We start from the raw sequence: 14380 nt of genomic DNA, 5'->3' as shown, positions 1-14380 counted from the left end.
ACTGTAAATTGATAATGATTAAGCCTTTTAAGCTAAATATTCCCAATAAAACACTTCAAGAAATTTATACTAAGGTAAAAAATTACCCATGGCATGAAATGCCAGACGATGGTGGCTGGAAATATGGAAGTAATCTTGATTACATGAAGGAGATCTCAAGTTATTGGGTTAAAGATTTTGACTGGAGAAAACATGAGACAGAAATAAATAAATTTTCAAATTTTACATCTGTTGTAGATGATATTGAAATCCATTTTATTCATGAAAAAGGGAGTGGCTCTAACCCAACTCCATTGCTTCTTATGCATGGATGGCCTGGATCAGTTGTAGAGTTTTTACATATAATTGAAAAACTTGCACACCCTGAAAAGTTTGGTGGAAACATTGAAGATGCATTTGATGTAATTGTGCCTTCTTTACCTGGCTTTGGATTTTCAGGTAGACCATCTAAGCCAATTGGTCCAAGAAAAATGGCAGCTATCTTAAATAAATTAATGATAGAGAACCTTGAATATAAAAATTATTTAGCACAAGGTGGAGATTGGGGTGCAACTATTGCTAATTGGATTGGTTATGATCATTCAAAATCATGTAAAGCAATTCATATTAATTGTTTAACTATGCGTCATGCTGATGGTCCACAATCAAAGCAAGAAGAAGAGTGGCAAAAAAAGTTTGATAAAGATCAAATAATGCAGGATGGTTATAGAACCCAACAAGCAACAAAGCCGCAAACATTGAGTTATGGTATGATGGATAGTCCTGTTGGAGTTGCAGCTTGGATCATTGAAAAAATGTATGCTTGGTCAGATTTAAAAAATGAAGATATTGAAAGTGTTTATTCAAAAGATACATTATTAGCTAACATTATGGTTTATATAGTTACAAAAACTTTTAATACAGCTTCTTGGATTTACTATGGAAGAAGAGAAGAGGGTGGACGTTTTTTTCCTAAAGATTTTAAAAAAATAGAAATACCAACTGCTGCTGCAATTTTTCCAGCTGAAATGTCTGAATGGCCTCCAAAATCTTATGTAGATAGATTATTTAACATTACTCAATGGACCGAGATGCCAAGCGGTGGACATTTCGCAGCATTAGAGGAACCTGAACTTCTTGTTAACGACCTTGTTAAATTTTCAAGGACAGTTCGTTAACTAAATACCTTGTAAATACTCTAAGTCTTTTAGAACAGCTTTTGAAATATTAATTTCTTTTTTAAGATTACTTTTAAATCTATTGAACTTATTTTCTCCTGGATAAAGAATTTTTTTAACACCTTTTATTTTAGGCAGTCTTTTTATAGTTTTGATATTGTCTTTTATTCTTTTATTAAAAGAATTACCGACAAATAAATTAGGTTTTAAAACAAAAAATAAATGACCGATATTTTGTGGACCACTAAAATCAGTAAATGGATCCTTAACTCTACCCGCATGATTACCACCCGTTAATACACCACTTAAAATATCAACCATCCAAGCTAATCCAGAACCTCTAAATCCAGCAATAGGTAATTGAACACCCTCTAAAGCTTTTTTAGGGTCTGTAGTTGGTTTACCAAATTTATCTAAAGCAACACCTTCAGGAATTTTTGTTCCTTCTCTTGCAGCAACTCTAATCTTTCCTCTGTTAATCATTGAAATTGAAGTATCTAAAATAAAAGGAACTTTAGAGCCTGTTGGGGTTCCAAAGCAAATAGGGTTTGTTCCAAATAAACTTCTTAAAGCTCCATGTGGAGCAACTGCAGGAGGAGCATTTGTAAAAACCATTACCATTAGTCCTTTTTTAACTGCTTGCTCTGCATAATAACCAGACAAACCATAATGACCACTATTTTTAACTGCAACTAAGCCAATACCAGTTTTTTTAGCATTACTTATTGCTGTTTTGATAGCAGTATCTGCTGCAACAAAACCTATGCAATTATTACCATCCACATGTGCAATTGATTGAGAAATTTTTTTAATCTTTATTTTAGCTTTTGGATTAATTAATTTTTTGGAAATACGATCACAGTACATTTTTAATCTAGATAATCCATGCCCATACGCACCAACTAGCTCAGCATTAATTAATGCATTAGCTGAGATCGAAGAATGATCTTTGCTTAAACCATACTTTTGGAAAATCTTTATGATTTTTTTTTTTAGAATTGGGGTTTTCACTTTTAGCCTTTACCACGCCATGGAATAGTTTTGTCAATTATTTTACGAAGAGTAACATCAAATAAAAGACCCAACATTCCCATTACAAAAATAGTGATCCAGATAACTTCATATTGGAAATATTTTTTTGCAACGTTTTCAACAAAACCGATACCAGTAGTTCCAGCTAAAAATTCAGCAGCAACAAGAGTTCCCCAACACATACCTACAGCAACCCTTACCCCAGTTAAAATTTCTGGCAAAGAATTAGGAAATATTACATATCTTAATATTTGCCATCTAGAAGCACCTAGTGAATGTGAGGCATGGATTTTTGATAATTGAGTTCCTGATGCACCAGCTCTAGCTGATATGATCATAATAGAAAATGATACCATAAAAAGTAAAAATACTTTTCCAACATTATCAATACCTAAAACAGATATGATAAGTGGAGCCCAAGCAAGTGGTGGAACAGGTCTATAAAGTTCAATTAATGGATCGAAAAATCCTTTAGCAAATCTATTTAAACCCATGAATAATCCTAGTGGTACACCAAATATTATTCCAAGCATTAATCCTAAAAATACTCTTAAAAAAGAATCCCAAATATGACCCATAGGAACTGGTATCTTAAATAATCTAAAATCACCTGTAGCTACACTTAATACCTTACTTTTGAAGTTTGGTTTAACAACACCATTTTCGTTATGAACAGGATAATTCCCAGGAACAATATCTGCAATCCAATCAGGTAAAATGAAACCAACTATTTTACTAACATCCATCATTTCAAACCAAAGCAACGGAATATTTTTAAATCCAACACTTGGTTTAGATAAAAGAATAAATTTATTTAAAGTATCCGAAGGTTTAGGTAACCATCTTCCAGAACCCTGCTCAGAACAATTTGGACCACTTGATACAATTGTACCCGCTGGAAATAAAAACATATCAACATATTTCAAAGAACCTTGTTCCTTTTTTTGAATCTCGTCAAAATGTATGATTGCTCCTTGTAAATCGTTTAAAGTTTTAGGAGGAAAAATACTTGCATACTCAATCCTTCTAGCAATTTTAAGAACATCTTTAGCTAGTGTTGAGGCTACTTCCTGACTATCATCAGCTTCTTTTCTAAATTTTTTAACTTCATCTTTAATTTTTTTAATTGAAGATTTATACTGAGAATTATGATTTCTTAATTTAAAAAACTCATCACTAATTATTTTTAATTCTTTAGCCGCAGCATCAAATTTTAATCCCTTATCAGTTTTAGGAATAGTCGGTACTTCAACAGTGTTTTCTACAGCAGTACCTGATGCGCCCCAACCACCCTCAACTTTAGCTTCATTTAATCTTTTGTTTTTTTGCTCTAAGGTTTCATAAGGGTAATCTTTTTTATTAAATTCTGAGGATAATTGATCAATTTTAACTACCAACTCTGATATTCTAGTTTTAGTCTCATTTTCTAATAAAAATTCATTTGTTAATAATGGAATAGTTAGTTTAGTTTTTTGAAGTAATCCTAATAGTATTGCTCGATCTGTTTCATTAATTTCATTTGAGTTCTTAATTTCATTAGAAAGTTTAATTATATTTTTATTTTCAGATTTAATTCTTGATGTACTTTTGAACTCTCTTTCCTCGATTGGAAATAAATATTTTAATGAAAGTAACGAGTCATTTACTTTACCAACCTGACATAATTCATTTGCAGATTGAGGATAGAAAGATTTTGCAATATCCCAAGAATAATAAAGCCAAGTTAATAAAATAACACCGCTTCCAACTATAATCCAATGTGTTCCTCCTTTAGCTCTTTCTGGATTACCAAAAACTGCATCAACTTTTTCAGTCCTAATAAGTTTTCGGCCATACATAATACAGCCAATAATTGCCACTATGATTGAAAAAGTTATAATTTGAGTAAACATATTAAATATCTTTACCCATTATTTCTTCTTCCATATCCCATATCATAGTTAAGATTTCCTCTCTTTTACTGGTAAAGTCTTTTAAATTCTTAATATCTCTTAAATCTTCTTTCAAACCCATTGAAGCAAATGGAAGATTGTACTCTTTATGTATACGTCCTGGTCTTGGTGCCATCACATAAAGTCTTTCACCCAGTAATAATGCTTCTTCAACAGAGTGAGTAATTAAAATAATTGTTTTTCCTGTTTCTTTCCAAATTTTTAAAACTAAAGATTGCATTTTTTCTCTAGTTAAAGCATCTAGTGCTCCTAGTGGTTCGTCCATTAAAATTAAATCTGGGTCATTAATTAGACATCTTGCTAAAGCAACTCTTTGCTGCATACCTCCAGATAATTGATAAGTAGGTGTGTTACCAAATCCTTGAAGACCAACAATTTCTAACCATTCTTCAACTTTTTTTTCTGTTTCAATTGGATCTTCTTTTTTCATTCTCAATCCAAAATTTACATTTTCAGCAACTGTTAACCATTCAAATAAAGCACCTTGTTGAAAAACCATTCCTCTTTCAACACCTGGGCCATTGATTTCATTTCCACCAAGAATAATTGAACCCGAGGTAGGTCTAAGAAAGCCAGCAGTAATATTTAGTAGTGTTGTTTTTCCGCAGCCCGATGGACCAAGAACTGTCAAAAGTTCTCCTTTTTTGAGTGTAAAATTTAAATCTTTTAAAGCATGAACAGTTTCTCCTTTTGGAGTTTTAAAAATCATATTTAAATTTTGAGAAACTAAATTACTCATAAAATAACTTTTTGTATTAGAATTTTTATTAAAAAAATAGGCACCAATTTTTAAATTGGCGCCTATTTAAATTTATTTTACGCTCTAAATTATAGAGGTAAAAAACTTGTATCAACTGCTCCGTTAGGAGTACCCATTCCTTTTAAGAAACCATCAAGATTTCCAGAAGTCATAGATTTTTCAGTTTCTGCAGGTGTAAGAAATTTAAATCCACCAATAGTTTCTTTCATATCAGCAAGTTTCATTTCAGCATCTTTAGCGATTACGTTCATATCTGATTTACCAGATGCGTATCTAGCATTTGCTTCGTGAGTTACTTCGATGAAAGTTCTTAACATTCCTGGATTTTCTTTCATGAACTTATCTGTAACAGATGTGATATCTATACCTAAAATACCAGCATCTCTAGCTTCTTGAACAGTTAAAAGTCTTGATCCAACTGCTGTTGCTGCTTTAATAGAGTTACCTCCAAATAGACAAGCCATAACAACGTCACCACTTACTAATGCAGCAGCTCCTTCTTCTGGGTCCATTTGAATAACATCCATTTTACCTTTGTCAGCTCCAACAACTTTCATACTTTCGTCAAAAACGTATTCAGCCATAGTTCCTAGTGGAACTGCAACTTTCTTGCCTTCTAATTCTGAAGCATTTGCTTTTGTAATTCCAGAAGCATTAGATGTAACACAAGTTGTTCCACCCATTCCGTATTCCATAGCAATATCAACAAGTTTTAAAGGTGCTTTTGATTTAACAGCATTAATAAATGGTACTAAACCTTGAGAGTAAGAAATATCAATATCTCCTGCTAACATAGCATCAGTCATTGCTCCACCATTTGAAAAGTTAGTCCATTTAACTGGAACACCTAAGGCTTTTTCGTATAAACCTTTAACTTTATCTTCTTGGTTTGGCGTTGGCCATTCTAGAAAGAACGCAACTCTAACTTCATTAGCAGCAGCATTTGCAACTGATATAGATAGGTTAAGAGCTACGATTGATCCAAGAATAAAACTAATTATTTTTTTCATTATTATTCCTCTGTTTAATTAATTAAATTAAGACTATTAAAATTCAATTTAAGGTAGATGTAAAACAAAAAACAACAATTACACTCTTAGGTTGTAATATGCATATAACTTAATGTGTTAAAATAATTGTAGAAAATCAACTAATTTAGTCTAATAGTTTTCGTGAAATTTTATTATACATAAAGAGAAAATAAATGAGCTCAGAAAACAGAACTTCAGTACCAAATTCATTAAATGAACATTGGATGCCATTTACATCTAATAAAGATTTTAAGGCAAACCCTAGACTTATAACAGAAGCTAAAGGTGTTTATTTAAAAACTCACCATGGAAAAACACAAATAGATGCGAGCTCAGGTTTATTTTGTAATCCACTGGGTCATGGAAGAAGAGAAATTACAGAAGCTGTAACAAAACAATTGGAAACTTTAGATTACGCGCAACCATTTCAACAAGGTTTTGGTGGTTCTTTTGAACTAGCTACAAAAATTTCTAAACATACACCGGGTGATTTAAATAAAATGTTTTTTACAATTTGTGGATCTACAGCTGTAGAAACTGCAATTAAAATTGCTGTTGCATATCACAGAGCAAAAGGACATGCAGAAAGATTTAGATTTGTTGGTCGAGAACGTGGTTATCATGGGATGAACATTGGCTGTATTTCAGTTGGTGGAATGGTTAACAATGTTAAAACATTTGCAAGTGTTTTAATGCCAGGTGTCCAACATATTAGACACACACATTTACCAGAACATAAATTTGTAAGTGGTCAACCAGAAACTGGAGACTATTTAGCAAATGATTTAGAAACTATTTGTCAAAACTTTGGTGGTGAAAACATCGCTGCTTGTATTGTAGAACCGATTGCTGGATCAACTGGAACATTAGTTCCACCAAAAGGATATTTACAAAAACTAAGAGAGATCTGTGACAAACATGGAATACTTTTAATTTTTGATGAAGTAATTACAGGCTGGGGTAGAACAGGTTCTAAATTTGGTGCTGATGAATTTGGCGTAACACCAGACATTATGACAATGGCTAAAGCTACAACAAATGGTGTTGTACCTATGGGCGTTGTTGCATGTAGTGATTATATTTATGATGCAGTAATGGATGCTTCACCAACAGGGGCTGTTGAATTATTTCATGGTTATACTTATTCAGGAATTCCAGTTGCAGTAGCAGCAGCTCTTGCAGTACAGGATATTTTTGAAAAAGATGATATTTTTAATAGAGCAAAAAATTTAGCTCCCTATTTTCAAAAAGGATTGTTTTCTCTTCAAGATTTAGAATCGGTAGATAACATTAGAGGATATGGAATGATGGGTGGAATTGATATGAAACTAAATACTAAACCTGGTAAAGCTGGCTATGAGTGTTTTAAAGCATGTTATGAAGCTGGTGTTAACTTTAAAGCAACAGGAGATTGTTTAATTATAGCTCCTCAATTCATCTGTGAAGAAAACCATATCGATGAAATTATTGAAAAGTTAAGAACTGGTATTACCAACTATCAAAAAAATCAAAAAAACTAAAAACTTTATTTAATTAAAGTATTTGCAAAAAGAAAAGCAAGTTATGAAAATAGGCGTACCTAAAGAAATCAAACCACAAGAGCATCGTATTGGATTAACACCCCACAGCGTTAAGACTTTAATATCTGAAGGGCATGAGGTTTTAGTTGAAAATAATGGAGGATTTGAAGCGGGTTTTGAAAATGAACAATACACCAGTGTTGGTGCTAAAATCATTGATAAAGCTGAAGATATTTTTAATGATGCAGATATTATTGTTAAGGTAAAAGAGCCTCAATCAGAAGAAGTTAAGATGATCAGAGAAAATCAGATTGTCTACACTTATTTACACTTGGCAGCAGCTAAAGAATTAACTGAGGGACTAATTAAATCTAAAGGTGTTTGTATAGCTTATGAAACAGTAACTGATGATAATGGGAGATTACCATTACTTGCACCAATGAGTGCGGTTGCTGGTCGTATGTCTGTTCAAGCAGGTGCACATTGTTTAGAAAAAAATCAAAACGGTAGAGGTCTTTTATTGGGTGGTGCTCCTGGAGTTGAAGGAGGAACTGTTGTTATTTTAGGTGGTGGTGTTGTTGGAGAAAATGCTGCAGTTATAGCAACAGGTATGAGGGCCAAAGTTCATATTGTTGATAAATCTGAAGCAAGACTAAAACAACTTGTTGAAATGTTCGGTGATAAAATTATTCCAGAACAAAGTGATAAAATCGATTTAAATAAATTGGTTGCAGAAGCTGATCTTTTAATTGGAGGTGTTTTAATTCCGGGTGCTGAAGCTCCAAAATTAGTTACTAAATCAATGTTAAAATTAATGAAAAGAGGATCTGTAATTGTTGATGTTGCAATTGATCAAGGGGGTTGTGTTGAGACGAGCAAACCAACAACTCATGGTGATCCAACTTATATTATTGATGATGTTATTCATTACTGTGTAGCAAATATGCCAGGTGGTGTTCCAAGAACTTCGACAATAGCTTTAAACAATGCAACACTTCCATATTTAGTTAAAATTGCAAATGATGGTTATGCTAAAGCATTAAGTGAAGATAAACATTTGCTTGCAGGTTTAAATGTTTGTAAAGGTCAAGTAACTTATAAAGCAGTTGCTGATGTTTTTGGACACGATTACGTGGAACCATCAAAAACTTTTTAACTATAATACTCCAAATACCATTTTAGAAATTTTTTAATCCCTATTTTGTAATTTGTTTTAGGATTATAGTTTGTTATTTTTTTTAACAAAGCTGTATTTGATACTGTCATTTTAACATCACCTTTTTGCATGGGCATAAAATTTTTTATAGCTTTAATACCTAGTTCATTTTCAATTGTGTTAATAAAATCTAAAAGGTACACCTTTTTTGTATTACCAATATTCAAAATTCTAAAAGGACCTACAGGAGACAGGCTATCATTTTTAATTTTTCCAAATTGATTTAAACTTGGTGCTTTATTTATTAAAGCACTGATACCATCTACAACATCATCTATATAAGTGAAATCTCTGTACATTTTACCTTTGTTGTAAATATCAATTTTTTTTTTATTAATTATACCTTTGGTAAATCTAAAAAGAGCCATGTCAGGTCTCCCCCATGGCCCATACACAGTAAAAAATCTTAGCATTGTAATTGGTATTTTCCAAATATTTGAATACGAATGTGCAATACTTTCAGTAGATTTTTTTGTTGCAGCATATATGCTTAATTGTGTTTCTGTTTTATCAACTTCTTTAAATGGTAAATTTTTATTCGCACCATAAACTGAAGAGCTAGAGGCAATAAGTAAATGTTTAACATTAACTTTTTTTGCAGATTCTATAACATTATAAGTTCCAGTTATGTTTGACTCTAAATATAAACGAGGATTATCAATACTATATCTTACACCTGCTTGTGCAGCTAAGTGTATTAATATCTTAGGTTTAAATTTTACGATTGATTTATTTATAGATTTTTGATTTTCTAAATTTCCCTTAGTAAAAGTAAAATTTTTATATTTTCTTAAAATTTTATAACGAGCTTTTTTTAATCTAACATCATAGTAATTATTCATAGAGTCAAATCCATGAATTGTGTGACCGTTATCTAGAAGCTTCTTAGATAAATGATATCCAATAAAGCCTGATGATCCAGTTATAAAAATTTTCATATGTAGATAAATTAATATATAGTAGAAAATATCAATAAAAGAAAATTATAATAACATCTTTCATAATATTAATTTTTACCATTATTTATTGTTAGTTTTTTTTGTAATGATATTATTTTGAAATGAATACAAATTTACCAAATAGTGCAAAAGTTGTTGTAATAGGCGGAGGTGTAGCAGGTTGTTCTGTTGCTTATCATTTAGCAAAGTACGGTTGGAAAGACACAATATTGTTAGAAAGAGATCAACTTACATCTGGAACTACATGGCATGCTGCTGGCCTTGTTGGTCAGTTAGGAGCATCAGCCACAATCACTCGTCTGAGAAAATATTCATTAAATCTATACAAAGAACTTGAAAAGAAAACTGGTTTATCAACTGGTTTAAAACAGAACGGAGCAATTACTATTGCAAGTACATCTCAAAGATTACAAGAACTATTAAGACAAGCTACAGCTGCACAATTATTTGATGTTAATGTTGAGACAGTTGATAGAGAAAGAATTAAAGAGCTTTATCCAATAATTAATGACGAAGACATTTTAGGAGGAGTTTATATGCCAGAAGATGGTCAAGCTGATCCCATTGGTGTCACAAATGTATTGGCCAAAGCAGCAAAAATAGAAGGAGCTAAAATATTTGAAAAAACTCCTGTTGAAAAAATATTGATTAAAGATAAAAAAATAATTGGTGTTCAAACTAAATTTGGTAAAATTGACTGCGAGTATGTTGTAATTGCAACTGGAATGTGGTCAAGACAAATTGGAGAAGATATCGGTATAAGTATTCCGCTATATCCTAATGAACACTTTTATATAATTACTGAGCCTTTAGATAAATTACCTAAAAATTTACCCGTTTTAAGAGATTATAACTCATGTCTTTATTTAAAAGAAGATGCAGGAAAAATGTTGGTTGGAATATTTGAACCAAATGCAAAACCTGCTTTTAAAGATAAAGGGAAGGTGCCAGAAGATTTTTCTTTTGGAGAGTTTCCAGATGATTTTGATCATTTTGAACCTTATTTAAAAAAATCATTCCAAAGATTGCCTTTGCTGGAATCAGCTGGTGTGAGAAAATTTTTTTCAGGCCCTGAATCATTTACCCCAGATACTCAATATCTTTTAGGAGAAAGTTCCGAAGTTAATAATCTTTTTACTTGTTGTGGATTTAATAGTATAGGCATAGCAAGTTCTGGTGGTGCAGGTAGAGTTACAGCAGAATGGATGATTAATGGATATATGAGTGAAGATTTATTCTCACTTGATATTAAAAGATTTCAAAAATTTCATTCATCTAAAAAATTTATTATGGAAAGAGTAACCGAAACGCTAGGTGATTTGTATGGAATGCATTGGCCATACAAACAACATAATACTTCAAGAAATCAAAGATTGTTACCTTATCATGATCAATTAAAAAAAATAGGAGCTTGCTTTGGTGTATCTGGAGAATATGAAAGACCAATGTGGTATGCATTGAATAATGAAAAAGCAGAATATAAATACAGCTTTGGTTATCAAAATTGGTACCCAGCTGTTAAGGCGGAAACAAAAAATACAGTTATCAATGTTGGTTTGTATGAATTATCTCCATTTTCAAAGTATGAATTGAAAGGAGAAAATGCTCATAGTGAATTACAAAGAATATGTACAGCTAATATTAAAAATGAAATAGGTAGATCAACTTACACACAAATGCTAAATGAAGCAGGTGGTATTGAAGCAGATTTGACTGTTATTTGTATTGAGAAAAACCATTATAGAATTATAAGTTCAGCAGCAACAAGAACTCATGATAGGGCTCATATTGCAAAATATTTATCATCTAGTTTAGAATTTAATGACATAACTGATGATCTTGTTTGTCTAGGAATTTTTGGACCAAAAAGTAGAAATTTAATTTCAAAAATTTCAAAAGATGATTTCTCAAATGAAAAATTTAAATTTGGCAATGGTAAATTTGTTATTATAGGTAAAAAAAAGGTATGGGTACAAAGATTGTCATATGTAGGAGAGCTAGGGTTTGAAATTTATATAAACAATCATGATGCTAACGAAATTTATCAAATAATTGTGACAGAGGGAATAAATCATAATTTATCTCATTGTGGATCACATGCAATGGATACCATGAGAATGGAAAGTGGTTTTTTACATTGGGGCCACGATATTTCACCAGAAGAAAATCAATATGAAGCAGGATTAGATTTTGCAATAAGTTATAAAAAAGAAATAGATTTTATTGGTAAAGAAAGTTTATTAAAAATAAAGAATAAAAAACAAAATAAAAGATTTATAATGCTTTCAATAATAGATAATAAACCAGGTACACCATTATTACTTCATGAGGAACCTATTTATTTAAAAGATAAAATTATTGGAAGAACGACTTCAGGAAATTATTCCTTTAACTTTAATAAAAATTTATCATTTGGGTATGTAAAATCAAAATTTTCAAATAAGGAGCTAGATAAAATGGATCTATATATAGAGGTTGCTAAACAAAAATACCCAGTAAAAGTAGAACTCTTTCCATTAAAAGACAAGCATGCTAGACTTTTATGATTTTAGTTGCTGTATCAAATAATTAATGATTAAATTATTGAATGCAAAAAACCAATATTACTGATTTATTAATTGATAAAGAAAATCAAAATAAAAAAAGACACTTTCAATATAGACAATTTAATAGAAAAACAACTGTTGATATCAATATGTTGCTTAATAGAGTAAAATTAAACAAAAAAGAAAGTATTAAAAAAAAATATATTTTGTTTATTTCAGGATCTTCATTGGTAGCAGTTATAGCTTTTTTAATTTTCTAAAAAAATTCAAATAGACAACATCATCTATAGTATAAAATTATATGAAGATATACGACTGTACAACTTTTTATTCAGAACATCTAATGATGGATGTACGTTTTCATGCAATGAATGATTATGTAGAAAAATTTATTGTAACAGAGTCAACTTATTCGCATAGTGGAGAAAAAAAAAAATTAAATTTTGATTTAGATAATTACAAAAAATATAAAGACAAAATTATCTATATGATCATAGATAAAGAACCTGAACACTTGATTAGTCCAAGTGAAAATAATCAATATAAAAGAATGAACAGTATTAAAAGAATTGAACTATCTTATGATTATATGATGTCTGAAATTAAAAAAATTCCAGAAAATGATCTAATTATTTTGAGTGATAATGATGAAATTCCAAATTTAAATGCATCTCAATTTAAAAAAAATAAAAGTGATATCTATATCTTTAAACAGCTTTTTTTTTATTATAAATTTAATTTACTTTACGACAGAATGTTTTGGTTTGGATCAAAAGCTTGTAAAAAAAAAAAATTAAAATCTTTGTCTTGGCTGCGTAATTTGAAGAATAAATGTTATCCTTTTTGGAGATTAGATACTTATTTTTCTAAAACAAAAAATATAAATGTTCAAATAGTAAATGATGGTGGATGGCACTTTACTAATATAATGTCACCAGAAGATCTTTATACTAAAATGACAAACTTTGGACATCACGATGAATTTGAATTAAGTGGACTAACACCAGAGGATTTAAAAAATAAAATTAATGAAGGAGTAGTTTTTTATGATCATTTTGCTGGACAAGAAAATAAAGATAAATGGAAATTTAACCATAAACTCAAAAAAATATCTGACAATTTGCTACCAGAATCTTTAATTAAAGATAAAATTAAACTTAAAGAGTGGTTCAATTGAAAGTGATTAAATGGGGGATTATTGGAACTGGACACATGGCAAATATTTTTGCCCAATCAATTAAAGAAGTAGATAATGCAAAGCTTGTAGCTGTATCAAGCAAAACAAAAAAATACTTAAAAATATTTGGTGATAAATTCAATATTAAAGAAAACTTAAGATTTGAAAATTATGAAGCAATTTGTGAAAGTAAAAATATAGATGCAATATATATTTCAACTTTAAATAATACTCATTTAGATTTAATTAAATTATGCGCAATTAATAAAAAGAATATTTTGTGTGAAAAACCTTTTTGTCTTAGCCTCAATGAAGCCAAAGAAGCTGAAAAGTTTGTTAGGACAAATAATATTATGTTTTTTGAAGCAATAGCATATCTTTCTCATCCACAAACTGGTTATATAATTGACTTGATAAACAATAACGAATTAGGTGAAATTATCTCTATTGAGTCTTCTTTTGGTTTTAAGGTTAGAAAAATTGACCCTAAATCTAGACTGTTTGATAAAAATCTTGGTGGTGGAGCAATTTTAGATGTTGGATGTTATCCTATGAGCTTCATTTCTTTATTTTTAAAAGATTACAATAAGATTAACTTTGATAATATAACTGGAGAGATTTGTCACACAAATGTGGATATTGCTGCATCAGCAAATCTAACAATTAATAATGAAATTAAATGTAATATCAAAATTAGTTTAAAAGAATTTTTTGATAACAACTCAATTATTAAAGGAACAAAAGGACAAATGATTGTTAATTTTCCATGGCTTCCTGAAAAAAAAACCTATTTAGAGATCTTTAAAAAAGATAGATATTATAAAAGTTTTATTAATTCTGATTTTTCAATTTATGCCAATCAAATTAAAAGTGTTTCTAATAATTTTTTAAATAATAAACATAATAGTCAATCTAGACTCTATGATATAGCCAAATCATTGGAAAACATGACATATCTTGATAATTGGACACAAGGTATAAAATAAAAACTTAATTGCACTAAAATAAAAATCTATTATAAATCAACGAT

The 14380-nt window shown here is 30.2% G+C and carries 12 protein-coding genes; 7 read left to right on the top strand and 5 right to left on the bottom strand.

Annotated features, from left to right (window positions below; translation table 11 throughout):
- Positions 1 to 14: 14 nt before the first annotated feature.
- Positions 15 to 1157, top strand: coding sequence for an epoxide hydrolase family protein (locus ABXT56_RS04185; protein WP_415299467.1), 1143 nt, complete (start codon positions 15 to 17; stop codon positions 1155 to 1157).
- Here the strand turns inward: ABXT56_RS04185 and ABXT56_RS04180 are convergent, their stop codons facing one another.
- The 4 genes from ABXT56_RS04180 to ABXT56_RS04165 all read right to left on the bottom strand — a co-directional run bounded on the left by ABXT56_RS04180 (position 1158) and on the right by ABXT56_RS04165 (position 5911).
- Complete coding sequence (locus ABXT56_RS04180; protein ID WP_415299466.1) at positions 1158 to 2168, bottom strand: Ldh family oxidoreductase; 1011 nt, start codon at positions 2166 to 2168, stop codon at positions 1158 to 1160.
- Between the two features lie 2 nt (positions 2169 to 2170).
- Positions 2171 to 4081: an ABC transporter permease subunit gene (locus tag ABXT56_RS04175; protein WP_415299465.1), complete on the bottom strand. Its 1911-nt coding sequence runs from the start codon at positions 4079 to 4081 to the stop codon at positions 2171 to 2173.
- A gap of 1 nt (position 4082) precedes the next feature.
- Complete coding sequence (locus ABXT56_RS04170) at positions 4083 to 4880, bottom strand: ATP-binding cassette domain-containing protein (RefSeq protein ID WP_415299464.1); 798 nt, start codon at positions 4878 to 4880, stop codon at positions 4083 to 4085.
- An 89-nt stretch (positions 4881 to 4969) separates the two neighbouring features.
- Positions 4970 to 5911: an ABC transporter substrate-binding protein gene (locus ABXT56_RS04165; protein ID WP_415299463.1), complete on the bottom strand. Its 942-nt coding sequence runs from the start codon at positions 5909 to 5911 to the stop codon at positions 4970 to 4972.
- A 194-nt stretch (positions 5912 to 6105) separates the two neighbouring features.
- Here ABXT56_RS04165 and ABXT56_RS04160 point away from each other — a divergent pair, with 194 nt between their 5' ends.
- Positions 6106 to 7452 (top strand): aspartate aminotransferase family protein, encoded by a 1347-nt coding sequence (locus tag ABXT56_RS04160; protein ID WP_415299462.1) that lies wholly within the window; start codon positions 6106 to 6108, stop codon positions 7450 to 7452.
- A 43-nt stretch (positions 7453 to 7495) separates the two neighbouring features.
- Positions 7496 to 8608, top strand: a complete 1113-nt coding sequence (gene ald / locus ABXT56_RS04155) for an alanine dehydrogenase (RefSeq protein WP_415299461.1) — start codon at positions 7496 to 7498, stop codon at positions 8606 to 8608.
- Here the strand turns inward: ald and ABXT56_RS04150 are convergent.
- Positions 8605 to 9606 carry an NAD-dependent epimerase/dehydratase family protein gene (locus tag ABXT56_RS04150; RefSeq protein ID WP_415299460.1) on the bottom strand — a complete coding sequence of 334 codons (1002 nt, stop codon included), beginning with the start codon at positions 9604 to 9606 and terminating at the stop codon, positions 8605 to 8607. The genes ald and ABXT56_RS04150 overlap by 4 nt on opposite strands.
- A gap of 122 nt (positions 9607 to 9728) precedes the next feature.
- Between ABXT56_RS04150 and ABXT56_RS04145 the strand changes: the two genes are divergently transcribed.
- From ABXT56_RS04145 to ABXT56_RS04130, 4 genes are read left to right on the top strand one after another with little or no spacing between them, the layout of a single operon-like run.
- Positions 9729 to 12173, top strand: coding sequence for a GcvT family protein (locus ABXT56_RS04145; RefSeq protein WP_415299459.1), 2445 nt, complete (start codon positions 9729 to 9731; stop codon positions 12171 to 12173).
- Between the two features lie 41 nt (positions 12174 to 12214).
- Positions 12215 to 12433: a hypothetical protein gene (locus ABXT56_RS04140; RefSeq protein WP_415299458.1), complete on the top strand. Its 219-nt coding sequence runs from the start codon at positions 12215 to 12217 to the stop codon at positions 12431 to 12433.
- Positions 12434 to 12474: 41 nt separating this feature from the next.
- Positions 12475 to 13350, top strand: a complete 876-nt coding sequence (locus ABXT56_RS04135; protein ID WP_415299457.1) for a hypothetical protein — start codon at positions 12475 to 12477, stop codon at positions 13348 to 13350.
- A gap of 2 nt (positions 13351 to 13352) precedes the next feature.
- Positions 13353 to 14336, top strand: coding sequence for a Gfo/Idh/MocA family protein (locus ABXT56_RS04130; protein WP_415301389.1), 984 nt, complete (start codon positions 13353 to 13355; stop codon positions 14334 to 14336).
- The last annotated feature ends 44 nt before the right edge of the window (positions 14337 to 14380 follow it).

The sequence above is a fragment of the Candidatus Pelagibacter sp. Uisw_134_02 genome (assembly GCF_047720265.1).
Taxonomy (GTDB): domain Bacteria; phylum Pseudomonadota; class Alphaproteobacteria; order Pelagibacterales; family Pelagibacteraceae; genus Pelagibacter.
The sequence above is the reverse complement of the archived record's forward strand: the minus strand, read 5'-3'. Positions and strand labels throughout refer to the sequence as shown.